General features: G+C 68.5%; 20 protein-coding genes. 13 read left to right on the forward strand and 7 right to left on the reverse strand.

Features of this window, described 5'->3' with window-relative positions:
* The first annotated feature begins 290 nt into the window (after nucleotides 1–290).
* A complete protein-coding gene (locus AB0G20_RS05750; RefSeq protein ID WP_361296326.1) occupies nucleotides 291–1628 on the forward strand; it encodes an MATE family efflux transporter in 1338 nt (445 codons plus the stop codon).
* Nucleotides 1629–1800: 172 nt separating this feature from the next.
* Here the strand turns inward: AB0G20_RS05750 and rplI are convergent, their stop codons facing one another.
* The 4 genes from rplI to rpsF all read right to left on the reverse strand — a co-directional run bounded on the left by rplI (nucleotide 1801) and on the right by rpsF (nucleotide 3499).
* Nucleotides 1801–2247 carry a 50S ribosomal protein L9 gene (gene rplI / locus AB0G20_RS05755; RefSeq protein ID WP_031137688.1) on the reverse strand — a complete coding sequence of 149 codons (447 nt, stop codon included), beginning with the start codon at nucleotides 2245–2247 and terminating at the stop codon, nucleotides 1801–1803.
* Nucleotides 2248–2265: 18 nt separating this feature from the next.
* Entirely contained in the window at nucleotides 2266–2502 is a 237-nt protein-coding gene (rpsR, locus tag AB0G20_RS05760; RefSeq protein WP_003949403.1) for a 30S ribosomal protein S18, read from the reverse strand.
* Between the two features lie 44 nt (nucleotides 2503–2546).
* Nucleotides 2547–3137, reverse strand: coding sequence for a single-stranded DNA-binding protein (locus AB0G20_RS05765; protein WP_361296329.1), 591 nt, complete (start codon nucleotides 3135–3137; stop codon nucleotides 2547–2549).
* Between the two features lie 71 nt (nucleotides 3138–3208).
* The gene (gene rpsF, locus AB0G20_RS05770; protein WP_104779105.1) at nucleotides 3209–3499 is read right to left on the reverse strand and encodes a 30S ribosomal protein S6; all 291 of its coding nucleotides are present in this window, start codon (nucleotides 3497–3499) and stop codon (nucleotides 3209–3211) included.
* A gap of 263 nt (nucleotides 3500–3762) precedes the next feature.
* On the opposite strand from rpsF, the gene AB0G20_RS05775 reads away from it, so the two are divergent.
* From AB0G20_RS05775 to AB0G20_RS05785, 3 genes are all read left to right on the forward strand, one after another.
* Nucleotides 3763–4068, forward strand: coding sequence for a hypothetical protein (locus tag AB0G20_RS05775; protein ID WP_361296332.1), 306 nt, complete (start codon nucleotides 3763–3765; stop codon nucleotides 4066–4068).
* A gap of 168 nt (nucleotides 4069–4236) precedes the next feature.
* A complete protein-coding gene (femX, locus tag AB0G20_RS05780; RefSeq protein WP_248503133.1) occupies nucleotides 4237–5358 on the forward strand; it encodes a peptidoglycan bridge formation glycyltransferase FemA/FemB family protein in 1122 nt (373 codons plus the stop codon).
* A gap of 82 nt (nucleotides 5359–5440) precedes the next feature.
* Nucleotides 5441–6472 carry an alanine racemase gene (locus tag AB0G20_RS05785; RefSeq protein WP_361296335.1) on the forward strand — a complete coding sequence of 344 codons (1032 nt, stop codon included), beginning with the start codon at nucleotides 5441–5443 and terminating at the stop codon, nucleotides 6470–6472.
* Between the two features lie 89 nt (nucleotides 6473–6561).
* On the opposite strand, the gene AB0G20_RS05790 is transcribed toward AB0G20_RS05785, so the two are convergent.
* Entirely contained in the window at nucleotides 6562–8073 is a 1512-nt protein-coding gene (locus AB0G20_RS05790; protein WP_361297700.1) for a glycosyltransferase 87 family protein, read from the reverse strand.
* Nucleotides 8074–8198: 125 nt separating this feature from the next.
* Complete coding sequence (locus AB0G20_RS05795) at nucleotides 8199–10832, reverse strand: transglycosylase domain-containing protein (protein ID WP_361296338.1); 2634 nt, start codon at nucleotides 10830–10832, stop codon at nucleotides 8199–8201.
* 402 nt (nucleotides 10833–11234) lie between these two features.
* Between AB0G20_RS05795 and AB0G20_RS05800 the strand changes: the two genes are divergently transcribed.
* The 4 genes from AB0G20_RS05800 (at nucleotide 11235) to AB0G20_RS05815 (ending at nucleotide 15033) form a co-directional block, all read left to right on the forward strand.
* On the forward strand, nucleotides 11235–11918 hold the full coding sequence (locus tag AB0G20_RS05800) for a PadR family transcriptional regulator (RefSeq protein ID WP_361296341.1): 684 nt from the start codon (nucleotides 11235–11237) through the stop codon (nucleotides 11916–11918).
* Between the two features lie 44 nt (nucleotides 11919–11962).
* On the forward strand, nucleotides 11963–13045 hold the full coding sequence (locus AB0G20_RS05805; protein ID WP_361296344.1) for an inositol-3-phosphate synthase: 1083 nt from the start codon (nucleotides 11963–11965) through the stop codon (nucleotides 13043–13045).
* An 89-nt stretch (nucleotides 13046–13134) separates the two neighbouring features.
* Nucleotides 13135–14397 (forward strand): MFS transporter, encoded by a 1263-nt coding sequence (locus AB0G20_RS05810; RefSeq protein ID WP_361296347.1) that lies wholly within the window; start codon nucleotides 13135–13137, stop codon nucleotides 14395–14397.
* Between the two features lie 123 nt (nucleotides 14398–14520).
* Nucleotides 14521–15033, forward strand: coding sequence for a hypothetical protein (locus AB0G20_RS05815; RefSeq protein WP_361296350.1), 513 nt, complete (start codon nucleotides 14521–14523; stop codon nucleotides 15031–15033).
* Nucleotides 15034–15150: 117 nt separating this feature from the next.
* On the opposite strand, the gene AB0G20_RS05820 is transcribed toward AB0G20_RS05815, so the two are convergent.
* On the reverse strand, nucleotides 15151–16596 hold the full coding sequence (locus AB0G20_RS05820; protein ID WP_361296353.1) for a CCA tRNA nucleotidyltransferase: 1446 nt from the start codon (nucleotides 16594–16596) through the stop codon (nucleotides 15151–15153).
* Nucleotides 16597–16863: 267 nt separating this feature from the next.
* On the opposite strand from AB0G20_RS05820, the gene AB0G20_RS05825 reads away from it, so the two are divergent.
* The 5 genes from AB0G20_RS05825 (at nucleotide 16864) to AB0G20_RS05845 (ending at nucleotide 25112) form a co-directional block, all read left to right on the forward strand.
* A complete protein-coding gene (locus tag AB0G20_RS05825; protein WP_361296356.1) occupies nucleotides 16864–19269 on the forward strand; it encodes a DUF6049 family protein in 2406 nt (801 codons plus the stop codon).
* Between the two features lie 43 nt (nucleotides 19270–19312).
* Complete coding sequence (gene murJ / locus AB0G20_RS05830; protein WP_361296359.1) at nucleotides 19313–21607, forward strand: murein biosynthesis integral membrane protein MurJ; 2295 nt, start codon at nucleotides 19313–19315, stop codon at nucleotides 21605–21607.
* A gap of 140 nt (nucleotides 21608–21747) precedes the next feature.
* The gene (locus AB0G20_RS05835) at nucleotides 21748–23439 is read left to right on the forward strand and encodes a protein kinase family protein (protein ID WP_361296362.1); all 1692 of its coding nucleotides are present in this window, start codon (nucleotides 21748–21750) and stop codon (nucleotides 23437–23439) included.
* 27 nt (nucleotides 23440–23466) lie between these two features.
* Nucleotides 23467–24192: an RNA polymerase sigma factor SigM gene (gene sigM, locus AB0G20_RS05840; RefSeq protein WP_361296365.1), complete on the forward strand. Its 726-nt coding sequence runs from the start codon at nucleotides 23467–23469 to the stop codon at nucleotides 24190–24192.
* A complete protein-coding gene (locus tag AB0G20_RS05845; RefSeq protein WP_361296368.1) occupies nucleotides 24189–25112 on the forward strand; it encodes a hypothetical protein in 924 nt (307 codons plus the stop codon). Before sigM ends, AB0G20_RS05845 begins: the two co-directional genes overlap by 4 nt.
* Nucleotides 25113–25245: the final 133 nt, after the last annotated feature.

The raw sequence follows: 25245 nt of genomic DNA on the forward strand, positions 1-25245 counted from the left end.
TCAGCCAATCTGGTTATCCACAGGCCATGTGGACGACGGCCCAGATGCTGTGGAGAACTCCGCGAAACCTGTGCACGACCCGGTGGACAGGCCTGTGAACAAGCCGCGATCCTCACGAGAGAAACCACCCTGACCTGCATCTTTGCCGTCCACCGGCTGTGCAGAAGAAAAACTTTCCCAACCGGCCCAAGATCGCCTCGAACAGTGCACAGCAGTGCGCACCCCAAGACGGAAAGTAAGGACCGCAAAAGCTTTGCATCTCTTACCTGTGGACGATTAGATTGCTGCACATGACACAGGCCCCCGTGCGCCGCCGAGCCGGCCGGAGACAGCACGACCGAGAGATCGTCGCGCTGGCCGTGCCGGCCTTTGGCGCCCTCGTCGCCGAGCCCCTCTTCCTCATGGCCGACACCGCCATCGTGGGCCATCTGGGCACGGCCCAACTCGCCGGTCTCGGCGTCGCCTCGGCCCTCCTGATGACCGCCGTGAGCGTCTTCGTCTTCCTCGCCTACGCCACGACAGCAGCAGTCGCCCGCCGTGTCGGAGCGGGCGACCTTCAGGCCGCCATCCGACAAGGCATGGACGGAATCTGGCTGGCACTGCTCCTCGGCGCCGCCGTCGTCACGGTCGCCCTGCCCACAGCGCCTCACCTCGTGGACCTCTTCGGCGCCTCTGACGCGGCAGCCCCGTACGCGATCACGTATCTGCGCATCTCCGTGCTCGGCATACCGGCCATGCTCGTGGTGCTCGCCGCGACCGGTGTCCTGCGCGGACTGCAGGACACCAAGACCCCGCTCTACGTCGCCATCGCGGGCTTCGTCGCCAACGGTGTCCTCAACGCCGGGCTTGTCTACGGCGCCGATCTGGGGATCGCCGGTTCCGCGTGGGGCACCGTCATCGCCCAGTGCGGCATGGCCGCGGTCTACCTCGTGGTGGTTCTGCGGGGAGCGCGCAAGCATGGTGCCTCGCTGCGCCCGGATGCCGCCGGGATCAGGGCCTCCGCGCAAGCCGGCGTGCCCTTGCTGGTGCGCACCCTCTCTCTGAGGGCCATCCTCATGATCGCCACGGGGGTCGCCGCTCGTCTCGGGGATGCCGACATCGCCGCCCACCAGATCATCCTCTCCCTGTGGAGCCTGCTGGCCTTCGCCCTCGACGCCATCGCCATCGCGGGGCAGGCGATCATCGGGCGCTACCTCGGAGCCGGTGACGCCCAGGGTGCCCGGGACGCGTGCCGTCGCATGGTCGAGTGGGGTATCGCCGTCGGGGTCGTCCTGGGCGTCCTGGTGGTCATCACCCGACCGGTCTTCCTGCCCCTGTTCACCAGCGACCCGGCGGTCAAGGATGTGGCGCTGCCCGCCCTGATCATCGTCGCCCTCTCCCAGCCGATCTCCGGCATCGTCTTCGTCCTGGACGGAGTCCTGATGGGAGCCGGCGACGGCCCCTATCTCGCCTGGGCGATGCTGGTCACCCTGGCGGTGTTCACGCCGGTCGCTCTGCTGGTCCCGGTACTGGGCGGCGGGCTCACCGCTCTCTGGGCCACGATGACGCTGATGATGACTGTGCGGATGCTGACCCTGTGGCTCCGCACCCGCTCGGGACGCTGGCTCGTCACGGGCGCGACCCGCTGACCGTTTCACGTGAAACGCTGGCTGTTTCACGTGAAACACGGCGTGCTCCACAGAACGCGGTGTTTCACGTGAAACATGGACACCGTCGGCAGCTATGCGTCCAGCAGACACGAATGGGGCCGCACCCCGGAGGGTGCGGCCCCATCGCTTACTGCTTCAGCAAGCGCGGCACTCAGGCCGCGACGACCTCGATGTTGACCTTGGCGGCAACCTCGGGGTGCAGACGCACGGACGTCTCGTGAGCGCCAAGCGTCTTGATCGGCGAGCCGAGCTCGATGCGGCGCTTGTCGACCTCGGGACCACCGGAGGCCTTGATCGCGGAAGCGATGTCGGCCGGGGTGACGGAACCGAAGAGACGACCGGCGTCGCCGGAGCGAACGGCCAGACGGACCTTGACGCCCTCGAGCTGGGCCTTCACAGTGTTGGCCTGCTCGATGGTCTGGATCTCGTGGATCTTGCGAGCACGACGGATCTGCTCGACGTCCTTCTCGCCACCCTTGGTCCAGCGGATAGCGAACTTCCGCGGGATCAGGTAGTTGCGAGCGTAACCGTCCTTGACGTCGACGACGTCGCCAGCGGCACCGAGGCCGGAGACCTCGTGGGTGAGGATGATCTTCATGAGTCGGTCACCCTTCCCTTATCGCGCGGTGGACGTGTAGGGCAGCAGCGCCATCTCACGGCTGTTCTTCACGGCCGTGGCGACGTCACGCTGGTGCTGCGTGCAGTTGCCGGTCACGCGGCGGGCACGGATCTTGCCGCGGTCGGAAATGAACTTCCGCAGCATGTTCGTGTCCTTGTAGTCCACGTACGTGACCTTGTCCTTGCAGAATGCGCAGACCTTCTTCTTCGGCTTGCGCACAGGCGGCTTCGCCATGGTGTATCTCCTGTGTGATCAAGAAGTTTGGGTGCGAACCCGCCCTAGAAGGGGGGCTCGTCCGAGTAGCCGCCGCCACCGCCGCTGCCGCCGGAGTTTCCACCCCAGCCGCCGCCACCGCCCTGGTTGCCACCGGCGGGAGCACCGGTCGCCCACGGGTCGTCAGCGGGAGCGCCGCCGCCCTGCTGGCCGCCGCCGGGGCCGCCGCCCCAGCCGCCGCCACCCTGGCCGCCGCCGCTACCGCCGCCGTAGCCGCCCTGGCCACCGCGGCCGGTGGTCTTGGTGACCTTGGCCGTGGCGTTGCGCAGGCTGGCGCCGACTTCCTCGACGTCCAGCTCGTAGACCGTGCGCTTGACACCCTCACGGTCCTCGTAGGACCGCTGCTTCAGCCGGCCCTGCACGATGACGCGCATGCCTCGCTGGAGCGACTCTGCGACGTTCTCCGCCGCCTGACGCCAGACCGAGCAGGTCAGGAAGAGGCTCTCGCCGTCCTTCCACTCGTTCGTCTGGCGGTCGAAGGTGCGGGGGGTGGACGCGACACGGAACTTCGCGACCGCCGCACCGGAGGGGGTGAAGCGCAGCTCGGGGTCGTCGACAAGATTGCCGACGACCGTGATGACGGTCTCGCCTGCCATGGGGGAACCTCTCGGCGGGTTTGCTCTGGCTGCTTGCTACTCGAATCCCGGGATCAGCTGAGCGTGGAAGCTCAGTGCATCTCGGGACGGAGGACCTTGGTCCGGAGGACCGACTCGTTCAGGTTCATCTGGCGGTCGAGCTCCTTGACGACCGCAGGCTCGGCCTGCAGGTCGATGACCGAGTAGATGCCCTCGGGCTTCTTCTTGATCTCGTACGCGAGACGACGACGGCCCCAGGTGTCGACCTTCTCGACCTTTCCGCCGCCGTCACGGACGACAGAGAGGAAGTTCTCGATCAGCGGAGAGACAGCGCGCTCCTCGACCTCGGGGTCGAGGATGACCATCACCTCGTAGTGACGCATGTGGAACCCACCTCCTTTGGACTCAGCGGCCACGGTCGTTCCGTGGCAGGAGGGTTGTGATGCGTAGGCAACGGTATCGGCCACCACTGACAGTCGGGGGTTCTGGCGAGAAGCCCCTGCCATGACATGGGCAGACACCGGTGCGGACGGTACAGAGTACCCGCACAGCGGCTTGCGGTTGAAATCCGGCCTCTAGGGCAGCCAATCTGTACACATCGGGTGTGTATGGCGCTACGATGCGCCGACTTCGCAGGAGGTGCCCCATGGCACAGGCATTGCGACCCAACACCGCCGGCGGCCTCTTCGCCACTGACGGCAAGCCCCATCCCCTCCAGGACGCCCTGCTCGCGGGGACCCTGGTGCTGGGCCTCATGTCGTTCCTCACCGCGATCATCGACGAGGACCTGCACCTGCTCAGCTCCTGGGCCGGTCTGGTGGGCATCCTCACGGGTGCGTACGGCCAGTGGATCTCGGAGACGACCCGGGAGCGCTTCGGCCTGATCCTGGGCCTGGGCGCATCGGGCGTCGGGTTCTTCCTGGGCATGGCGCACGGCGGCCTCATCGGCTGACGCCAGGACACCCCCTCATCTGAACACCGGGTCACGCCCCGGTCGGCCTCGGGCCGGGGCGAAGGTCCCGTACGCCCAACCGGCGCGCTCCCAAGGCGCAGTAGGCTTCGCGCGAGAGCCGGAGCCCCTGAACCCATGGGGACACACCAGCCCGAGGAGCGCCCCGAAATGAGCCTGACCCTGAGGACCATCAGTCGAGAGCAGCATCTGGCCTACATCCAGAGCCTGCCGTCGGCGAGCCACATGCAGGTCCCGGCCTGGGCTGACGTCAAGGCGGAGTGGCGCTCCGAGAACCTCGGCTGGTTCGACGACCGCACGGGCGAGATGGTCGGCGCCGGTCTGGTCCTCTACCGGCAACTGCCCAAGATCAAGCGCTACCTCGCCTACCTGCCCGAGGGGCCGGTCATCAACTGGTTCGCGCCGAATCTGCAGGACTGGATCGAGCCGATGCTGGCGCATCTGAAGCAGCAGGGCGCCTTCTCCGTGAAGATGGGCCCGCCGGTGATCATCCGGCGCTGGGAGGCTCCCTCCATCAAGCAGGGCATCCAGAACCCGGACGTCAAGCGCCTGCGTGACATCGAGGCCGACCACATCGAGCCGCGCGCCTTCGAGGTGGCCGACAAGCTGCGCCGCATGGGCTGGCAGCAGGGCGAGGACGGCGGCGCCGGCTTCGGCGATGTCCAGCCCCGCTACGTGTACCAGGTGCCGCTGGCGAACCGCTCCCTGGAAGAGGTCCACAAGAACTTCAACCAGCTGTGGCGCCGCAACATCAAGAAGGCCGAGAAGGCGGGCGTCGAGGTCGTCCAGGGCGGCTACCAGGACCTCGAGGAATGGCAGCGGCTGTACGAGATCACGGCCGTGCGCGACCACTTCCGGCCGCGCCCGCTGTCGTACTTCCAGCGCATGTGGACGGCCCTCAACACCGAGGACCCCAATCGCATGCGGTTGTACTTCGCCCGGCACAACGGCGTGAACCTGTCGGCCGCGACGATGCTGATCGTCGGCGGGCACGTCTGGTACTCCTACGGCGCCTCCGACAACATCGGCCGTGAGGTCCGGCCCTCGAACGCGATGCAGTGGCGGATGCTGCGCGACGCCTACGCGCTCGGCGCCACCGTCTACGACCTGCGCGGCATCTCGGACTCGCTGGACGAGACCGACCACCTCTTCGGTCTGATCCAGTTCAAGGTGGGTACCGGCGGCCAGGCGGCCGAGTACCTCGGCGAGTGGGACTTCCCGCTGAACAAGCTGCTGCACAAGGCGCTCGACATGTACATGTCGCGTCGCTGATGTCCCGTTCAGTGCTTCTATACCTCTGATAGACGGCAACCGCCGATACACGGCAACCCCGAGAAAGGTTCCAGGTCCGGCCATGGCGCTCACGCTCTACGTCGACACCGCGCGCTGGCGTGCGCACCACAAGCACGTGCAGGAGCAGTTCCCGGGCCTCGTGCCGGTCTGCAAGGGCAACGGCTACGGCTTCGGGCACGAGCGGCTGGCGGAGGAGGCCACGCGGCTGGGCTCGGACGTCCTCGCCGTCGGCACGACGTACGAGGCCGCCCGGATCAAGGACTGGTTCGGCGGGGACCTGCTGGTGCTGACGCCGTACCGGCGCGGCGAGGAGCCGGTGCCGCTGCCGGACCGGGTCATCCGCTCCGTCTCGTCGATAGACGGCGTGTACGGCCTGGTCGGTGCCCGCGTGGTGATCGAGGTGATGTCCTCGATGAAGCGGCACGGCATCAGCGAGCAGGACCTGGCCCAGCTGCACGCCGCCATCGAGAACGTCCGCCTGGAGGGCTTCGCCATCCATCTGCCGCTGGACCGTACCGACGGCTCCGACGCCGTCGAGGAGGTCATCGGCTGGATGGACCGGCTGCGTGCCGCTCGGCTGCCCCTGCACACCATGTTCGTCAGCCACCTCAAGGCCGAGGACCTCGCCCGGCTCCAGCAGCAGTTCCCGCAGACCCGCTTCCGCGCCCGCATCGGCACGCGGCTGTGGCTGGGGGACCACGACGCCACCGAGTACCGCGGCGCGGTCCTGGACGTCACGCGCGTCACCAAGGGCGACCGTTTCGGCTACCGGCAGCAGAAGGCGGCCTCCGACGGCTTCCTGGTGGTCGTCGCGGGCGGTACGTCGCACGGAGTGGGCCTGGAGGCCCCCAAGGCGCTGCACGGCGTCATGCCGCGCGCCAAGGGCGTCGCCCGCGCCGGCCTCGCGACGGTGAACCGGAATCTCTCTCCGTTCGTCTGGGGCGGCAAGCAGCGCTGGTTCGCGGAGCCGCCGCACATGCAGGTCTCCATCCTGTTCGTGCCGGCGGACGCGCCCGAACCGAAGGTCGGCGAGGAGCTGGTAGCCCATCTGCGGCACACCACCACGCAGTTCGACCGGATCGTGGACCGCTGACCACCGCAGTTCATTCAGCAGGAAGGCCGTACACGGTGCCCCGTGTACGGCCTTCGCGCTTCCTGTAGCCGGCCCCTGGTGCAGTTCGCTCAGAGCGAACTGCCTGTGGCGCCCTGCTTGCCCCACTCGACCGTCGGCCCCTCGAACTGGACGGCCTCATGCCGCCGAGGCCGGGCCGCGGGACCGAAGACGAAGACGTCCTCCGCCCCGTCAAGGACCCCTCCCGAGGGGTCGTCGTCGCCCGACCGTCGTACCGGGTCCCGCTCCGGCATGAAGATGTCGCGCACGACCATCACGCACAGGTACAGCGTCCCCAGCAGATGCAGTCCGATGGCCCAGTGGTAGCCGTCGGTGGGCAGCCCCTTGTGAGCTTCTCCGCTGGTCGTGTACGCGAGGTACAGCCAAATTCCCAGGAAGTACGCCACCTCGCAGGCCTGCCAGATCAGGAAGTCCCGCCACTTCGGCCGGGCGAGAGCGGCCAGCGGCACCAGCCACAGGACGTACTGCGGCGAGTAGACCTTGTTGGTGAGGATGAACGCCGCGACGATCAGAAAGGCCAGCTGGGCGAACCGCGGGCGGCGCGGGGCGGTCAGTGCGAGCGCGGCGACAGCCGCACAGCTCACCAGCATCAGCAGCGTGGCCAGTGTGTTGACCGTGTCGGTGCTGAGCGGGTCGTCCGAGTTCTGGGCCATGATCAGCCAGAAGGAGCCGAAGTCGACGCCCCGTTCCTGGCTGAACGTGTAGAACTTCGACCAGCCCTCGAAGGCGAAGAGCATCACGGGCCCGTTCACGACGACCCAGGCGACGATCGCGCCGCCCAGAGCAGTCCCGAACTCGCGCCACCTGCCCGCTCGCCAGCACAGCACCATCAGCGGCCCCAGGAGCAGGAAGGGGTAGAGCTTGGCGGCCGTGGCGAGCCCCAGTAGGACGCCGAACGCGAGGGAGCGGCCGCGTGACCACATCAGCATCGCCGCGGCCGTGAGAGCGACCGCGAGCAGGTCCCAGTTGATGGTCGCCGTCAGCGCGGCGGCAGGCGCCAGGGCGACCAGCAGGCCGTCCCAGGGTCGCCGGGCGTGGGTGCGGGTCACGCACACGGCGATGACCGACGCACACACCATGAGCATTCCGGCATTGACCATCCAGTACCACTGCTCCTGGTCCTGGATGGTGCCGCTGCCGGGGGTGAGCCAGGAGGCGACCTCCATGAAGACACCGGTGAGCACCGGGTACTCCAGGTACTGCATGTCGCCAGGGAGCCTGTCGAAGTACGGCACGAGCCCGTCGGCGAAGCCGCGCCCCTGGTAGAGGTGCGGGATGTCCGAGTAGCACGCGTGCGTGTACTGGGAGCTGGCCCCGAAGAACCAGGCGCCGTTGTAGCAGGGTGCCTTCTGGACCAGGCCGAGGGCGAACATGCCGATCGCCACCAACGCGATCACCCGCACGGGAGTCCACCAGGACGACCCGAGCAGTGCACGCCGCCCCAGCGGGCCGCCGATCAGCTCGCTGCCGGCCGCGGCGACCTCGTCCTCCTTGGTCGGCCGCACCGGCTCCCGCTCATGGACGCTCGCTTGCGTCGATTCTGCACTGGCCATGCCGCACATCCTGCCGTACGTGTCCAGCAATACGCCGAGGGCCGCCGTACCCGAAGGGGACGGCGGCCCTCGTTTCACGTGAAACACTCCTCGCGTTTCACGTGAAACACTCAAGCCGGACGATCTGCCAGCGGCTATCCCTCGGGGCCTCCGAAGATGCCTCCGTTGCCATTGCCCCTGCTGTTGCCGCCGTCCAGGTTCGTATCGGTGGGCGTGGGCTCGGGGGACGTCTCTCCGTCAGTGCCCCCGTTGCCAGTGCCGCCGTTCTGCGCACCACCGTCCTCCTCACACCCGAAGAATCCACAGGTGTCGCTCGGCGATGGCGACGGGGTCGAGCTCTCGCTGGGAGTGGCGCTCGGCGACTCGGTCACGGTCTCACTGGGCTCGACACTGGGCGTGGGGGTCGGCGTCGGAGCACCCACCTCGTCCTGGATCTCGCCGATCTTCTCGGCCTCCGGGAAGCCGAGGTCGGGCTTGCCCTTCAGCGCGGCCTTCATGTACTCGGTCCACACCTGGGTGGGAGTGTCACCACCGTGGATGGACTTCTCACCCGCCGTGCCGTTCATGGAGAGCAGCCTGGCGCTCTTGGGATCCTCGCGGAACATCGCGACCGAGGTCGACAGCTGCTGGGTGTAGCCGACGAACCAGGCGGACTTGTTCTCGTCGGTGGTACCGGTCTTGCCGGCCGCCGTACGGTCCAGGGCCAGCGCCTTCTTGCCCGTACCGTTCTGGATGACGTTCTCCAGAGTGTCCGTGACGTTGCGGGCCACCTTCTCGGGCATGGCCTGCGTGATCCTTGGCTTGTCAAAGCCCTCGATCTCCTGGCCGTTGGCCTTGACGCTGGTCACCGAGTACGGGGCGGCCTGCTTGCCCGCTGCGGCGAACGTCGCGTAGGCGTCGGCCATGCGGATCGCACTGGGAGTCGACGTACCGAGCGCGAACGATGGGTTGAGCGTGGCGAAGCTTGAGTCCAGGATGCCGGCCTTCTCCGCCACGTCCCGCACGTTCTTCATCCCCACGTCCATGCCGAGCTGCACGAACGGGGTGTTGACCGACTGCTCCATCGCCTTGCGCAGAGAGATGTACCCCCAGGGGCGGTCGCTCTCGTTCTCCTGGAAGAACGGAGTGTTGTCCTTCTTCAGGACATAGGAGCCGTCGTTGTTCCTGACCTTGAGATGGTCGTTGCCGTTGTACTTGCTCAGCGGCGAGACCCCGACTCCGTCGCTCCGATAAGTGCCGTGCTCCATCGCGGCGGCGAGCACGAACGGCTTCCACGTCGAACCGACGGGGACACCCGAGGTGTCCGCGTTGTTGTTGAAGTGGCCGTTCTCGTAACCCGCACCGCCGTAGAGCGCGACGATCGCGCCGTCCTTGGGCTTCACCGACGCCGCACCGAACTGGACGTGCTTGTCCAGCTCACGGTTCTTCGGGTCTAGCTTCTCCTTCTCGACCTTCTTGACGGCCTTCGCCAGCGCCTCGACCTTGCTCTTCTCGAAGGTCGTCTTGATCTGGTAGCCGCCCTGGTCGAACTGCTTCTCGGTGATGTTGGAGTGGTTCAGAACGTACTTCTTGGCGGTGTCCGCCAGGTAGCCGATCTGGCCGGTCATGCCCTTGGACGCCTTGCGGTCATCCGGCATGGGGTATTCCTTGATCGCGTCCTGGTACTGCTTGTCCGTGATCCTCTTGTCGTTGTGCATCTGCTCGAGGATCCAGCCCCAACGGTCCTTGGACCGCTTGAGGTTCTTGTCCTTGGTCGCCCCAGGGTCGATGCTGTCGTTGCCCGCGGGGTCGTAGTACGTCGGCCCCTTCAGCAGGGCGGCGAGGAAGGCGCACTCACTCGGCGTGAGGTCCTTCGCTTCCTTGCCGTAGTAGGCCTGGGCCGCGGCCTGGATGCCGTAGGCGCCCCGGCCGTAGTACGAGGTGTTGAGGTAGCCCTGGAGGATCTGGCCCTTGGTGAGCTTGGTGCCCACCTTGATGGAGATGAACATCTCCTTGAACTTGCGGGTGACCGTCTGTTCCTGGCTCAGGTAGGTGTTCTTGACGAACTGCTGGGTGATCGTCGAACCGCCCTGCGTGTCACCGCCCCGGGCCATGTTCGCCAGGGCCCGGGCGATACCCATGGGGTCGACGCCGGAGTCCTGGTAGAAGCTCTTGTTCTCGGCCGAGATCACCGCCCACTGCATCTCCTTGGGGATCCGGTCGATCGTGACGTTCTGCCGGTTCTGACCACTGCCCGCGGCGACCATCTGAGTGCCGTCGGCCCAGTAGTAGACGTTGTTCTGCGACAGAGCGGCCGCGTTCTCCTCGTTGGGGACGCCCACCATGGCATAGCCGATGCCCGCCACGGCCACCAGGCTGCCGAAGAAGCCGATGCACAGGCCGGAGACGAGCCTCCAGGAGGGCAGCCAGCGCTGCCAGCCGTACTTGCCGGCCCGCGGGTAGTCGATCAGCCGCTTCCTGTCGGGGACGGGGGCCGCGCGTCCTCTCCCAGCAGGGGCGGCGCGTCGGCCACCACGGGTCGGTTCGGCCGCTCTGCGGCGGCCGCCACCCGTACTTCTCTGCGCCGCACGCCGGGCCTCGGCACGGCCGCCGTACTGACGCTCCTCACCCCCCGAGTCGTAGGAGTCCGACCCATAGGAGTCGGACAGAGACCCGGTGGCGCCTCGCGGTGCCGCGCGGCGGCCGGAGGACGAACCGGACTGGCCGCGTCGGGCCGCGGCACGTCCGCCTCCCTGCGGCTGCGGCGGTTTGCGACGGTGCTCGCTCATCGAACGACTACTCCTCGGGCAGGCGCACCCCTGCGCGCCTGGAAACGGCGGCTGGTTTCCGGTCCCCCCGAAGTACGGATGCGGTCGGCTCCGCATTCATCGGTCCCGCATGCACCCGTACTACACCGAAGACGACGACGCTCTCAGGCGTCACTTGGTTCCCGGTGATGTGCATGGCGCACAGACTACGCACCGCCAAAACCTGCCGAGCCCCGAAGTTCACCTCAAATCAGGCAACTCACGTCGGACGAATCGGTGATGTGATCCCGTTCACCCGACCCCCTCTTGTCGCATCCGGAAGGCCGTTCTATCGTCGTGATGTATCGAGTCGATACATCAGCTCGACACATCGGCCCGACACATCGGACTGATACATGCGCACCGCGGCGAGAGGAGGCGACGATGAGCCGGCGTTCCGGCATCCTCGAGTTCGCCGTACTCGGCCTGCTCCGCGAATCTCCGATGCACGGCTATGAGCTGCGCAAACGGCTCAACACCTCACTGGGTGTGTTCCGTGCGTTCAGCTACGGGACGCTCTACCCCTGCCTCAAGACGCTGGTCGCCAACGGCTGGTTGATCGAGGAAACGGGGAACACCACCGAGGACGCCCTCGCCGCCCCCCTCGCGGGGCGCCGCGCCAAGATCGTCTACCGGTTGACGGCGGAGGGTAAGGAGCACTTCGAACAGCTGCTCTCGCAGACCGGGCCCGACGCGTACGAGGACGAAACCTTCGCAGCCCGTTTCGCCTTCTTCGGGCAAACCTCACGCGATGTCCGCATGCGCGTGCTGGAGGGCCGCCGCAGCCGGCTGGAGGAGCGGCTGGAGAAGATGAGCGCTTCTCTGGCCCGGACCCGGGAGCGCCTCGACGACTACACGCTCGAGCTCCAGCGCCACGGGATGGAGTCCGTGGAGCGCGAGGTGCGCTGGCTGAACGAGCTGATCGAGAGCGAGCGGGCGGGGCGGGACCTCAAAGGTCCGGCCGCCGGGGAGCCCGCCTCGCGTGACACCACATCTGGAGCGTCGGGCGGCCTGCCCCGGCCGGGGGGCGACCCCCGTCCGGATACGCCCGACGACACCGCCACGTGAGAGCCCAGTCAGGGCCTCACTCGTACACACAGGGAGCAACCGGAATGGGTTCGGTTCGCGTAGCCATCGTCGGTGTGGGCAACTGTGCCGCATCGCTGGTGCAGGGAGTCGAGTACTACAAGGACGCCGACCCGGCGTCCAGGGTGCCGGGCCTGATGCACGTCCAGTTCGGCGAGTACCACGTCCGCGACGTCGAGTTCGTCGCCGCGTTCGACGTGGACGCCAAGAAGGTCGGTCTCGACCTGGCGGACGCCATCGGCGCCTCCGAGAACAACACCATCAAGATCTGCGACGTACCCAGCACCGGTGTATCGGTGCAGCGCGGCCACACCCTCGACGGCCTCGGCAAGTACTACCGCGAGACCATCGAGGAGTCCGCCGAGGAGCCGGTCGACGTCGTCCAGATCCTCAAGGACCGGCAGGTCGACGTCCTCGTCTGCTACCTGCCCGTCGGCTCCGAGGACGCGGCGAAGTTCTACGCGCAGTGCGCCATCGACGCGAAGGTCGCCTTCGTCAACGCCCTTCCGGTCTTCATCGCCGGCACCAAGGAGTGGGCGGACAAGTTCACCGAGGCGGGCGTCCCGATCGTCGGCGACGACATCAAGTCCCAGGTGGGCGCCACCATCACGCACCGTGTGATGGCCAAGCTGTTCGAGGACCGGGGCGTCATCCTGGACCGCACGATGCAGCTGAACGTCGGCGGCAACATGGACTTCAAGAACATGCTCGAGCGCGACCGCCTCGAGTCGAAGAAGATCTCCAAGACGCAGGCCGTCACCTCCCAGATCCGCGACCGCGAACTGGGCGAGGGCAACGTCCACATCGGTCCGTCCGACTACGTCGCCTGGCTGGACGACCGCAAGTGGGCCTACGTCCGCCTCGAGGGCCGCGCCTTCGGTGACGTCCCGCTGAACCTCGAGTACAAGCTCGAGGTCTGGGACTCCCCGAACTCCGCCGGCGTCATCATCGACGCCCTGCGCGCCGCGAAGATCGCCAAGGACCGCGGCATCGGCGGTCCGATCCTCTCCGCGTCGAGCTACTTCATGAAGTCCCCGCCCGTGCAGTACTTCGACGACGAGGCCCGCGAGAACGTCGAGAAGTTCATCAAGGGTGAGGTCGAGCGCTGACGCGCCGCAACCAGTCGCTCCTGCCAGGGCTGTGAGGGTCCCCGGGTCGTGCGGCCCGGGGACCCTCCCCATATGTGAGGCTGGGCTCCATGGCCGTCGTCCGTGACCTGCGCGTCCTGTTGCGCTTCCAGGGCTTCCGGCGCCTGCTCGCCGTACGTCTGCTGTCCCAGGGTGCCGACGGCGTCTACCAGGTCGCGCTCGCCGCGTACGTGGTCTTCTCTCCGGAGAAGCAGACCTCGGCAGCCGCGGTCGCCTCCGCGATGGCGGTGCTGCTGCTCCCTTACTCCCTCGTCGGTCCCTTCGCCGGTGTCCTGCTGGACCGCTGGCGGCGCCGTCAGGTCCTGCTGTACGGCAGCCTGTTGCGCGCTCTGCTGGCCTCCGCGACAGCCCTGCTGATCCTCAGTCCGGCTCCGGACTGGCTCTTCTACGTCTCGGCTCTGTGCGTCACCGCGGTCAATCGCTTCGTCCTGTCCGGCCTGTCCGCCGCCCTGCCGCGCGTGGTCGACGCCGATCGCCTGGTCATCGCCAACTCCCTCTCCCCGACCGCCGGAACACTGGCGGCGACCGCGGGGGGCGGCCTCGCCTTCGTCGTACGCCTGGCGGTGGCTGACTCGGACGCCGCGGTGGTGCTCGTGGGAGCCGGACTGTATCTGTGCGCCGCACTGGCGTCACTGAGCATGGCGCGCGAACTCCTCGGCCCTGACCGGCCCTTGGCGCGCGATCGGGTCGGGGAGGCTCTCACGGGCACCGCCCGCGACCTTGCGGCAGGCGTACGTCACCTGGCCGCGCCGCAGCGCCGGGAGGCCGCCTGGGCACTCGCGGCGATGTCGCTGATGCGATTCTGCTACGGCGCCCTGCTGGTCATGCTGCTGATGCTGTGCCGGTACGCCCTCACCTCGACCACGGACGACGGACTCGCCCTGTTGGGACTGGCGTTGGGCGTCTCCGGCGCCGGATTCTTCGCTGCGGCCGTGGTGACGCCCTGGACTGCGGGGCGGCTCGGGCCGGGTCGCTGGATCGTCGTGTGCGCGGGGGCCGCGGCGCTGCTGGAACCAGCTCTCGGGCTGCCGTTCGCCACCGCCCCGCTGCTGGCCGCGGCCTTCGTCCTGGGGCTGACCACCCAGGGCGCGAAGATCGCCACGGACACCATTGTCCAGTCCTCCGTCGAGGACGGCTTCCGTGGCCGGATCTTCTCGGTTTACGACGTCCTCTTCAACGTCTTCTTCGTAGGCGCGGCCGCCGTGGCCGCCCTGATGCTGCCGCCGGACGGCCGATCCGTGCCGCTGGTGATCACGATCGCCGTTATCTACGCGGCAGTAGCTGTGACTATGGCCCGATTTAGTCGCCAGTAAGTGTCACATCAATGACACAGAGCCACTTCTGACTACTGCGTTGTCAGTGGAGACCGCTACCTTACGTGGGTCTTATCTCGCGACATGTTCGCGTCACTCACCATGCTTCCAGGGGGAACCCAAGTGACTACTCCGCCGCCCCAGGGCAACCCATTCGCACAGGGCCAGCCCGCGGCTGCACCCCAGGCTCCGTTCCCGCCCCAGGGCGGTTACCCCCAGCAGCCCGGGCAGCCCGGCTTTCCGCCCCAGGGCGCCGCTCCGTACGCTCCGGTTCCCCCGCAGCCGTCCGGTCGCAAGCTCAGCTTCAAGACCATCAAGAACATCGTCATCGTCATCGCCGTGGCGACCATCGCCGTCGTCGGTTACATAACGAGCCGGGACGACGCCAACACGGCCGCCGTCGGCGACTGCATGCACCGCGGCAGCACCAGCGACAACAACCCGGACCTCGAAGTCGTGAAGTGCGACGACGCGAAGGCCCAGTTCAAGGTGCTGGCCAAGATCGAGGGCTCGTACCTCACGGAGACGTTGGCTTCCAGCAAGTGCGAGGCCGAGGCCAAGGACTTCCAGTACACGTACACCGAGAGCGGTGACGGCAAGGACTTCCTGCTCTGCCTGAAGGACTACAAGAAGTAGGCAGACACGACGAGGGGCGGTGTTTCACGTGAAACACCGCCCCTCGGTCTGTCTCCAGCAGGCCGCCTGTCTCCAGCGGGGTCATGTTTCACGTGAAACATGACCCCGTTTCACAGCTCAGCCCTCCTGCCCGGCCCACCACTCCTTGAGCGCGGCCACCGCTGCGTCATGCTCCATCGGCCCGTTCTCCAGGCGCAGCTCCAGCATGTGCTGATACGCACGGCCGATGACCGGGCCGGGACCCACGCCGAGGATCTCCATGATCTGGTTGCCGTCGAGGTCCGGACGGATCGAGTCCAGCTCCTCCTGCTCCTGCAGTTTGGCGATCCGCGCCTCCAGCCCGTCGTACGCACGCGACAGAGCCGCCGCCTTGCGCTTGTTGCGGGTCGTGCAGTCCGAGCGGGTCAGCTTGTGGAGGCGGTCGAGGAGCGGGCCGGCGTCACGGACGTAGCGGCGGACCGCCGAGTCCGTCCACTCGCCGGTGCCGTAGCCGTGGAAGCGCAGGTGGAGTTCGACCAGACGGGAGACGTCCTTCACCAGCTCGTTGGAGTACTTCAGAGCCGTCATGCGCTTCTTGGTCATCTTGGCCCCGACCACCTCGTGATGGTGGAACGAGACCCGGCCGTCCTTCTCGAAGCGGCGCGTGCGCGGCTTGCCGATGTCGTGCAGCAGGGCGGCCAGGCGGAGAGTGAGGTCGGGACCGTCCTCTTCAAGCGCCATCGCCTGCTCCAGGACGATCAGCGTGTGGTCGTAGACATCCTTGTGACGGTGGTGCTCGTCACGCTCAAGGCGCAGAGCCGGCAGCTCGGGCACCACGCGTTCGGCGAGGCCCGTCTCGACGAGCAGCGTCAGGCCCTTGCGCGGCTGCGGGGAGAGGATCAGCTTGTTCAGTTCGTCCCGCACCCGCTCGGCCGAGACGATCTCGATGCGCCCGGCCATCTCCGTCATCGCCGTGACGACCTCGGGGGCGACCTCGAAGTCGAGCTGAGCCGCGAAGCGCGCGGCCCTCATCATCCGCAGCGGGTCGTCCGAGAACGACTCCTCCGGAGTGCCCGGAGTGCGCAGCACACGTGCCGCAAGGTCCTCGAGCCCGCCGTGCGGGTCGACGAACTCCTTCTCCGGCAGCGCCACCGCCATCGCGTTCACCGTGAAGTCACGGCGGACGAGATCCTCTTCGATGGAGTCCCCGTACGACACCTCGGGCTTGCGCGAGGTGCGGTCGTAGGCCTCCGAGCGGTAGGTGGTCACCTCGATCTGGTAGCCGTCCTTGTGGACACCGACCGTGCCGAAGGCGATCCCGACCTCCCAGACGGCGTCCGCCCACGGACGCACGATCTTCAGGACGTCCTGAGGGCGGGCGTCGGTCGTGAAGTCCAGGTCGTTGCCGAGCCGGCCCAGCAGCGCGTCCCGTACCGAGCCGCCGACGAGGGCGAGTGAGAACCCGGCCTCCTGGAAGCGACGGGCGAGGTCATCGGCGACAGGAGCGACTCGCAGCAGTTCACTCACCGCACGGTGCTGCACCTGGCTCAGGGCACTGGACTTTTCTTCGTTGGCGTTCGGCACAACAGAAGAGGGTACGTGGCCCGGGCCACCGCGGGCTCCTCCTATTCCGCACGCAGAAGCATGGGGACACGTCCGTTATGCGCGCACAAGCCCCAGCTGTTGTGCTGTAAAGAACCGCTCCCTCGCATAGGACCGCATAACGGACAGCACTGAGTGGGCCCGCGATCTTGTGGAGCGGACCGCGGCACTTCCCCTCAGCGCGCATCGTTACCATGCGGGGACGCACATTCCGACGACCACTGACGACGACGAGGGACGGACGAGCGCGTGGCCGAGGCGGCAGACTTCCAGGGGACCAGTGCCTCACCTGCCCGCCGCTGGTTGCGGCGCACCGGGGCACTGCTCGCCGGTGCGCCCCTGCTGGCCGGACTCCTCCAGTTGCCCGCCGCCCCGCCGGCGGACGCGGCCGGGCAGGAGTCCCCGCAGGCTGCCGTCGGCGCGGGCTCGGTGTCGGTCGCGGTCGACTCACTCAGCCCCAGCGCGCCCTCCGAGGGGGACACGGTGACCGTGACGGGCACTGTGACCAACAACGGCAAGCAGACGGTCACCGGCGCCCACGTGGACCTGCAGGTGGGGCCCCCTCTCGAGACCCGCTCGTCGATCGACACCCTCGCCAAGAAGAGCGACGACCTCCAGGGGCCCTCCGGCGAGAAGGTCGGCGGAAAGTACACCGAGAAGTTCTCCGCGCTCACCCCCGGCGTCGCGGAGCCCTTCAGCATCTCCGTGCCGGCCGACAAGCTGGATCTCGGCCGCGACGGCGTCTACCAGCTGGCCGTCGCGCTCTCCGGGGAGACCGCGGCGCAGCCCTGGGACCAGGTTCTCGGCATCCAGCGCACGTTCCTGCCGTGGCAGCCGGAGGAGGCCGGCACCCGGACGAAGACCACGTTCCTCTGGCCGCTCGTCTCCAGCGCCCACATCGCGGCCGAGACGGGGTCGAACGAGCAGCAGACGCCGGTCTTCCGCGACGACGAGCTCGCCGAGGAGATCGCTCCGGGCGGACGCCTGGACCAGATGGTCTCGCTGGGCAAGGGCCTCGACGTCACCTGGGTGGTCGACCCGGACCTGCTGGCATCCGTCGACGCGATGACGCGGAGCTACCAGGTCCGCGCCGCAGACGGCACCATCACTCCCGGCAGGAACCAGGAGGCCGCAAAGCACTGGCTGGCCGAGCTCCAGCAGGCGGTCACGGGCGAAGAGGTCGCCGCCCTGCCGTTCGGCGACCCGGACGTGGCCTCCCTCGCCCACAACGGCACGAACGTCACCGGCTCGCTGAGCCACCTCAAGGAGGCCACCGACGTCGCCGACAAGACGGTGGAGACGATCCTCCATGTGAAACCGTCCACGGACTTCGCCTGGCCGGTGGACGGCGCCGTCGACCCGTCGATCGTGAAGGTCGCCACATCCGCGGGCGCCGACAAGGTGATCACCCGCAGCGACAGCCTCCAGGACGATCTGTCGTACACGCCCTCCGCCGCCCGTCCCATCGGCGGCGGCACCACGGCCGTCGTCGCGGACTCCCGGATGTCCACGGCGTTCCAAGGCGACCTGACGAAGGCCTCCGCCTCCACGCTCGCCGTGCAGCGCTTCCTGGCCCAGAGCCTGACGCTCGGCCTGCAGACCGGCAAGCAGCGCAGCGTCGTCGTCGCCCCACAGCGCATGCCGTCCGTGAGCCAGGCGCAGGCCATGGCCGAGGCCCTGGGGACCCTCCAGGGCGGGACCTGGTCCGAGTCGCAGGACCTCACGGCCGCCGCCAAGGCCAAGCCGGACCCCGCTGCCAACACGAAGGTGCCGCCGGCCTCCGCGTACCCCTCCTCGCTGCCCAAGCAGGAGCTGCCGCGGGCCGCCTTCGAGCAGATCGCCAGGACCCAGGGCAAGCTCGACAAGTTCAAGGTGATCCTCACCCGCCAGTCCCGGGTGGTGACCCCGTTCGGGCGGGCCATGAACCGCGAGATGTCCACGTCGTGGCGCGGCCGGGGCGTCGCGGCGGTGGGCTACCGCGATGGCATCGAGACGTACCTCAACGGGCTCATCGACGGGGTCAAGCTGATCCAGAAGTCGGAGACCAAGCTCTCCGGCCGCAGCGCCACGATCCCCGTGACCGTCCAGAACAACCTGGTCCAGGGCGTCGAGCACCTGAAGCTGCGGCTCACGTCGATGAACCCCACGCGACTCAAGATCGGCGGAGACGCCTACGAGGAGCAGCGCGTCACGGTCAACGGCGGCCACGCCCAGTCGGTGAAGTTCACCACGTCGGCCAATGCCAACGGGCGGGCGAAAGTCGTCGCCCAGCTGTACACGGAGGACGGCCAGGCGTACGGCGCCCCGGTCACCTTCGACGTGAAGGTCACCGAGGTCACGCCCACGGTGATGCTGGTCATCGGCGGTGGCGTCCTGCTCCTGGTCCTCGCGGGCTTCCGGATGTACACCCAGCGCAAGCGCGCCGCGGCCCGTGAGGCCGACGAGGACGACACCGCCGAAACGGACGACGAGATCGACGGCCCGCAGAGCCAGGTCGACGCTCCGCAGAACCCGGAGGCCTCCGACGCACGTCTCAAGGAGGAGTCCGAGGCCGGCTCACGGGCAGACGCCCCCGAGCAGCCGAGTGACCCGGCCCCGGACACCGCAGCGGAAAGCGCCGACCCGTCCGGCACGGGTGAGAGAGTGGACCGTTGAGAAGTCGTGGCCGGTGGGCCCGGGACGATGAGGTGGGGTAAGCATGAACGCGCCGTACGACGGTGACCGCGGCCGTGCCGCGGGCAGCTCGGGCTACCCCGATGCGGGCGAGCCCGAGGGCTCACCGCCCGAGCACGGTCAGGTGCCGCCGCAGCCGCCTGCGGACATCTACCTCCAGGACGCCTACGGCCAGGACCCCTACCGGGCACAGGACCTCTCCGCCCAGGACCCGGTCGGCGAGGCACTGTACGACCGCGCCGCGCACCCGCCGCCCGCTCCCGGCACGTACCAGCCGCAGCAGCAGCTCTACGGCCAGCCGCCGCAGTCGCCGTACGCGCCCGACCCGCAGGTGTGGGCGCAGACGCCCGCGCCGGAGCCGGAGGGGCCGACGCGGCATCTGCCGTACGGCGACGACCCCCGCACCACCCAGTTCGTGGGCGTGGACGACCTCGTCTCCCAGGCGGGCGAGCCGCGCCAGGAGCCGGACGCGTTCGCGCATCTCTTCCGGGACCAGCAGCAGAGCAGCGGCCACCCGTCGTACGAGTCGCCGTCGGTTCCCGGCCCCTCCCCGGCCCCGGGGCAGATGGCACAGGGCCCGTACGCCCCGCAGGGTCAGTACGCGGAGCCAGGACAGACCGCGGCGACGCCGGCCCTCGTGGACGAGACTCCGGCTCCTGAGCCCGATGCTTCATCCGCCCCGAAGAAGGGCGGCCGCGCCGCGGGCCTGATGAAGTCCAGCGCCGTGATGGCGGCGGGCACGATGGTCTCCCGTCTCACCGGCTTCATCCGCTCCGCGCTGATCGTGTCGGCGCTGGGCGTCGGCCTCCTCGGTGACACCTTCCAGGTCGCCTACCAGCTGCCGACGATGATCTACATCCTCACCGTCGGCGGTGGTCTCAACTCCGTCTTCGTGCCGCAGCTCGTGCGCGCGATGAAGGAGGACGACGACGGCGGCGAAGCGTACGCCAACCGCCTGCTCACCCTGGTCATCGTGACGCTCGGCGCACTCACCGCGCTCTCGGTCCTCGGCGCGCCGCTCCTGATCCGCGTGCTGTCCGACCCGGTCGCCAGCGACCCGGCGGCGAACGAGGTCGCCGTCACCTTCGCCCAGTACTTCCTGCCCACGATCTTCTTCATGGGCATCCACGTGGTGATGGGCCAGATCCTCAACGCCCGCGGCAAGTTCGGCGCGATGATGTGGACCCCGGTCCTGAACAACATCGTCATCATCGTGACGCTGGGCATGTTCATCTACGTCTACGGCACCGCGGCCGACTCCGGGATGAAGACCGCGAACATCCCGCCGGAGGGCCAGCGCCTGCTCGGCATCGGCGTCCTGCTCGGTCTCGTGGTGCAGGCGCTCGCGATGATCCCCTACCTGCGCGAGACCGGCTTCCGGCTGCGGCTGCGCTTCGACTGGAAGGGCCAGGGCCTCGGCAAGGCCGTCACGCTGGCCAAGTGGACGGTTCTGTTCGTCCTCGCCAACCAGGCGGGCGCCATGATCGTCATCCAGCTGTCCACCGCGGCGGGCAAGGCCTCACCGGTCGACGGCACCGGCTTCGCCGCCTACGCCAACGCACAGCTGATCTGGGGCCTGCCGCAGGCCATCATCACGGTCTCCCTCATGGCCGCCCTGCTGCCGCGCCTGTCACGCTCGGCGGCCGAGGGCGACGGGGGCGCCGTCCGCGACGACATCTCCCAGGGCCTGCGCACCACGGCGGTCGCGATCGTGCCGATCGCGTTCGGGTTCCTCTCCCTCGGCATCCCGATGTGCACGCTGATGTTCGGCTCCTCGGGGACCAGCGAGGCCACCAACATGGGCTTCATGCTGATGGCGTTCGGTCTCGGACTGATCCCGTACTCCGTGCAGTACGTGGTCCTGCGTGCCTTCTACGCCTACGAGGACACCCGAACTCCCTTCTACAACACGGTCATCGTGGCCGCGGTCAACGCGGGCGCCTCGGCGATCTGCTTCTTCGTCATCCCGTCCCGCTGGGCCGTGGTCGGCATGGCCGCCTCGTACGGCCTGGCCTACGCGATCGGCGTCGGCGTCGCCTGGCGCCGGCTGCGCAAGCGGCTCGGCGGGGACCTCGACGGCGCCCGTGTCCTGCGGACTTACGCCCGGCTGTGCATCGCGTCGGTCCCGGCGGCCCTGCTCAGCGGCGCGGCCTGCTACGGCATCGGCCACTCGCTCGGCCAGGGCCCCGCGGGCTCGCTCGCCGCGGTCCTGGCAGGCGGCGCCGTACTGCTCGGAATCTTCTTCGTCGCCGCCCGCCGCATGCGCATCGAGGAACTCAACTCGCTGGTCGGCATGGTCCGCGGACGCCTGGGACGCTGAGTCGGGGGGTAGTCGCACAACCATCGTCAGCCACCGCGTGTCGTGCATAGCGGCGGACTGTGGGCACAATTGGTTTCGGCGTCGGACGGCGCGCACTGGATGCCGTCCGAGGCGTAATGGATGGGGAGGCAGGAACGACGGTGGCGGAACGGAGTACGGCTGCCGTCGACGTGGCAGACAACAGCGACGAGACGTCGCTGACCGCACAGGCGGACCAGTCCACGGCCGACGGGGTGGCCCAGAACCGGGAGCGGGACACGGACAGCGACGAGGTACAGGAGAGCACCCGGACCGACGGTGCCGGAACGACCTCGCCGCCCGAACTGCACAGTGGTCACAAGCTCGCCAGACGCTACCGTCTCGAGGAGTGCGTCACCCGGCTGGACGGTTTCAGCAGTTGGCGTGCCGTGGACGAGAAGCTCCGCCGTGCCGTCGGCGTGCACATCCTCCCCGCCGACCACTCACGGGCCCGCTCCGTCCTGGCGGCCGCCCGCTCGTCCGCGCTCCTGGGTGACCCGCGCTTCGTCCAGGTGCTGGACGCGGTGGAGGAGAACGACGTCGTCTACGTCGTCCACGAGTGGCTTCCCGACGCGACGGAACTGACCGCGCTCCTCGCCTCCGGGCCCCTGGAGCCCTACGACGCCTACCAGATGGTCAGTCAGGTCTCCTCCGCCATGGCAGCCGCCCATCGCGAGGGCCTCGCCCATCTGCGGCTGAACCCCAACGCCGTGCTGCGCGCCTCGACCGGCCAGTGGCGCATCCGCGGCCTCGCCGTGAACGCCGCCCTGCGCGGCGTCGCGTCCGACACCCCGCAGCGCACCGACACCGAGGCCATCGGCGCCCTCCTGTACGCGGCGCTCACGCAGCGCTGGCCGTACGAGAGCGACGCCTACGGCCTGTCGGGCCTGCCGAAGGACATCGGCCTGATCGCGCCCGACCAGGTGCGGGCCGGTGTGCACCGCGGTCTGTCCGAGCTCTCCATGCGCGCGCTCGCCAACGACGGGGCCACCGCCTCCCGGCACGAGTCGCCGTGCACCACGCCGGAGGAGCTGGTGAAGGCGATCGGCGAGATGCCGCGCATCCGCCCGCCGGAGCCGGCGTTCACCGCCCCGCCCGAGTACCAGCGCACGACGTACCAGCAGGGCACGTACGGCCGTCAGAACCCGCGCCCCGGTGTCACCCAGCCGATCCCGACCCCGCCGCCCCCGCTCCAGAGCCGCACGGGCAAGGCGCTGAAGTGGGCCGTCTCCGCACTCCTGATCGCCGCGCTGGGCCTCGGCAGCTGGCAGCTGGCGGACGCGCTGATGGACCAGGGCGGCAAGAACGACGACCCGGGCCAGACGCAGACGAACGACGGCAACGACAAGAGCCCGAAGAAGCCGATCAGTAAGCCGATCACCATCCAGGGCGCCCAGGACTTCGACCCGCTGGGCAATGACGGTTCCGAGAATCCGGATGAGATAGACCGTCTCTACGACAACACGCCCGGCACCTACTGGGAGACGAGCTTCTACACCAGCGCCGACTTCGGTCGGCTGAAGTCCGGTGTGGGCGTCATTCTCGACCTCGGCAAGGTCCAACAGGTCGGGAGGGTGACGGTCTCGTTCAAGGGGGACACCTCCGTGGAACTGCGCGCCGCCGGTGACGCGGCTGCACAACCCCAGTCCCTCGACGGTTTCACCAAGGTCGCCCAAGGGTCCGGTACGACGGTGGCCCTCAAGCCCGGCCAGTCACTCAAGAGCCGGTACCTCCTGGTGTGGTTGACCAAGCTGCCGCTGACGGAGGAAGGCAACTACCGCGGCCGGGTCGTGGACATCAAGGTGACCAGCTGACGGCATCTGCCTCGAGGAAGGAGGCCGATGGCAGACGGCACCGGATATGACGGAGTGAGCGATCAGGATCTGCTCGCCCGGCATGTCGAGGGCGACCCCGACGCCTTCAGCGAGATCGTGCGGCGGCATCGTGACCGGCTCTGGGCCGTCGCCCTGCGGACGCTCGGCGACCGCGAGGAGGCCGCTGACGCCGTGCAGGACGCCCTCGTGTCCGCCTACCGGGCCGCCCACACCTTCCGGGGCCAGTCGGCCGTCACGACGTGGCTGCACAGGATCACGGTGAACGCCTGCCTGGACCGCGCCCGCAAGGCAGCTTCCCGGAAGACCTCTCCTGTCGACGACACCGAGCGTCTGGAACAGCTGCTGGAGCCGCACGAGTCGGCCTCGGCCCCCGCCGAGCGCAACGATCTCCACCGGCAGCTCATCGAAGCCCTGGGAACCCTGCCGGCCGACCAGCGTGCCGCGCTCGTCCTGGTGGACATGCAGGGCTACCCGGTCGCGGAGGCGGCCCGCATTCTCGACGTGCCGACCGGCACAGTGAAGAGCAGATGTGCCCGCGGAAGAGCCAGACTCCTGCCGCTGCTCACCCACCTACGGCCGGACAGCAGCGGTGAGGGCAAGAACCCGGGCGGAGAACGGAACCGGACGCAGGGGCCAGCCGTCCCACCCGCAGCGGGACCGCGCCGAGCGGGACCCCCGGACACAGGACCGAGCGACTCAGCTGCAGTGAAGGGCGGAGGTGGACGAGCGTGACGTCGACGACAGACATGGCCGGGCACCCGGACGTCGCGGAGATCTCCGACCTCGCGGAGGGACTCCTCCCACCGGCCCGTACCACCGACCTGCGCCGACACCTGGACGAGTGCGAGCTCTGCGCGGACGTGTACGCCTCCCTGGAGGAGATCCGCGGACTGCTCGGCACGCTGCCGGGTCCACCGCGCATGCCCGCCGATGTCGCGGGCCGCATCGATGCCGCTCTCGCCGCCGAGGCCCTGCTGAACGCCACCGACCCGGAGGCCACAGAGAGCCCGGAGCGGGTGAGTGCTCCCCGTGCCGCTTCCGGGGACGACAGCGGTGCGCATGTTTCACGTGAAACATCGACGCCCGCCGACCGGCCTGCCGGCCGCCCCCGCTCCTCCACGACCGGCCCGGGCCGCAAGGGGCGCACGCGCATCGGACGCCGCAGGATCGCGGTCCTGGGGACCGTCTTCACGGTGGCCGCCCTGGGGCTGGGCTCCGTCCTGCTCTCGTCGCTCGGCGACAACAAGCCGACCCATGACACTGCGGGCGAACGGCAGACCACCGCAGCGGACACCTTCTCCGAGGGGAAGCTGCAAAAGCAGGTCACCGATCTCCTGGCCGAGAACAAGACCAAGAGCGGCGGCTCCCGCACCCCCTTCGGCGCGGCGACCGCCCCCGGCACCAACCAGCCCAAGGTCTTCAGGGAAGCCGTGGTGCCCGGCTGCGTCCGCGACGGCATCGGGCGCGACGAGGCAGCCCTGGCCACCGAGAACGGCACCTACCAAGGGAAGAAGGCCATGCTCGTGCTGCTTCCCGACGCTTCCGACGCCACTCGGGTCACCGCCTACATCGTCGACGCGACCTGTGTGGATCACGCGGCGTCCACCGCCGCCGGCGACGTGCTCCTGGAGCGCACCTACCCGTCTGCCTGAGTGAGCGCTTCGTCTCACCCCGAGGGGCTTGGGCCGCATCTCCGTGTGCCCGGACACAGTGGGAATGCGCGCCCCTTAGGATCCGTTGGGTGGGGTGAGAGTTCCTAGAGAAGCTCCCACCGGTCGAACGACG

Origin of the sequence: Streptomyces sp. NPDC024017, assembly GCF_040638895.1 — a bacterium.
GTDB lineage: Bacteria > Actinomycetota > Actinomycetes > Streptomycetales > Streptomycetaceae > Streptomyces.

Coding starts and splice junctions, on each gene's coding strand:
- AB0G20_RS05810 (WP_361296347.1), top strand. CDS start 13,135: ATGGCCGTCGTCCGTGACCTGCGCGTCCTGTTGCGCTTCCAGGGCTTC.
- rpsR (WP_003949403.1), bottom strand. CDS start 2,502: ATGGCGAAGCCGCCTGTGCGCAAGCCGAAGAAGAAGGTCTGCGCATTC.
- AB0G20_RS05805 (WP_361296344.1), top strand. CDS start 11,963: ATGGGTTCGGTTCGCGTAGCCATCGTCGGTGTGGGCAACTGTGCCGCA.
- AB0G20_RS05795 (WP_361296338.1), bottom strand. CDS start 10,832: ATGAGCGAGCACCGTCGCAAACCGCCGCAGCCGCAGGGAGGCGGACGT.
- rpsF (WP_104779105.1), bottom strand. CDS start 3,499: ATGCGTCACTACGAGGTGATGGTCATCCTCGACCCCGAGGTCGAGGAG.
- sigM (WP_361296365.1), top strand. CDS start 23,467: ATGGCAGACGGCACCGGATATGACGGAGTGAGCGATCAGGATCTGCTC.
- AB0G20_RS05775 (WP_361296332.1), top strand. CDS start 3,763: ATGGCACAGGCATTGCGACCCAACACCGCCGGCGGCCTCTTCGCCACT.
- AB0G20_RS05785 (WP_361296335.1), top strand. CDS start 5,441: ATGGCGCTCACGCTCTACGTCGACACCGCGCGCTGGCGTGCGCACCAC.
- femX (WP_248503133.1), top strand. CDS start 4,237: ATGAGCCTGACCCTGAGGACCATCAGTCGAGAGCAGCATCTGGCCTAC.
- AB0G20_RS05750 (WP_361296326.1), top strand. CDS start 291: ATGACACAGGCCCCCGTGCGCCGCCGAGCCGGCCGGAGACAGCACGAC.
- rplI (WP_031137688.1), bottom strand. CDS start 2,247: ATGAAGATCATCCTCACCCACGAGGTCTCCGGCCTCGGTGCCGCTGGC.
- AB0G20_RS05800 (WP_361296341.1), top strand. CDS start 11,235: ATGAGCCGGCGTTCCGGCATCCTCGAGTTCGCCGTACTCGGCCTGCTC.
- murJ (WP_361296359.1), top strand. CDS start 19,313: ATGAACGCGCCGTACGACGGTGACCGCGGCCGTGCCGCGGGCAGCTCG.
- AB0G20_RS05790 (WP_361297700.1), bottom strand. CDS start 8,073: ATGTGCGGCATGGCCAGTGCAGAATCGACGCAAGCGAGCGTCCATGAG.
- AB0G20_RS05765 (WP_361296329.1), bottom strand. CDS start 3,137: ATGGCAGGCGAGACCGTCATCACGGTCGTCGGCAATCTTGTCGACGAC.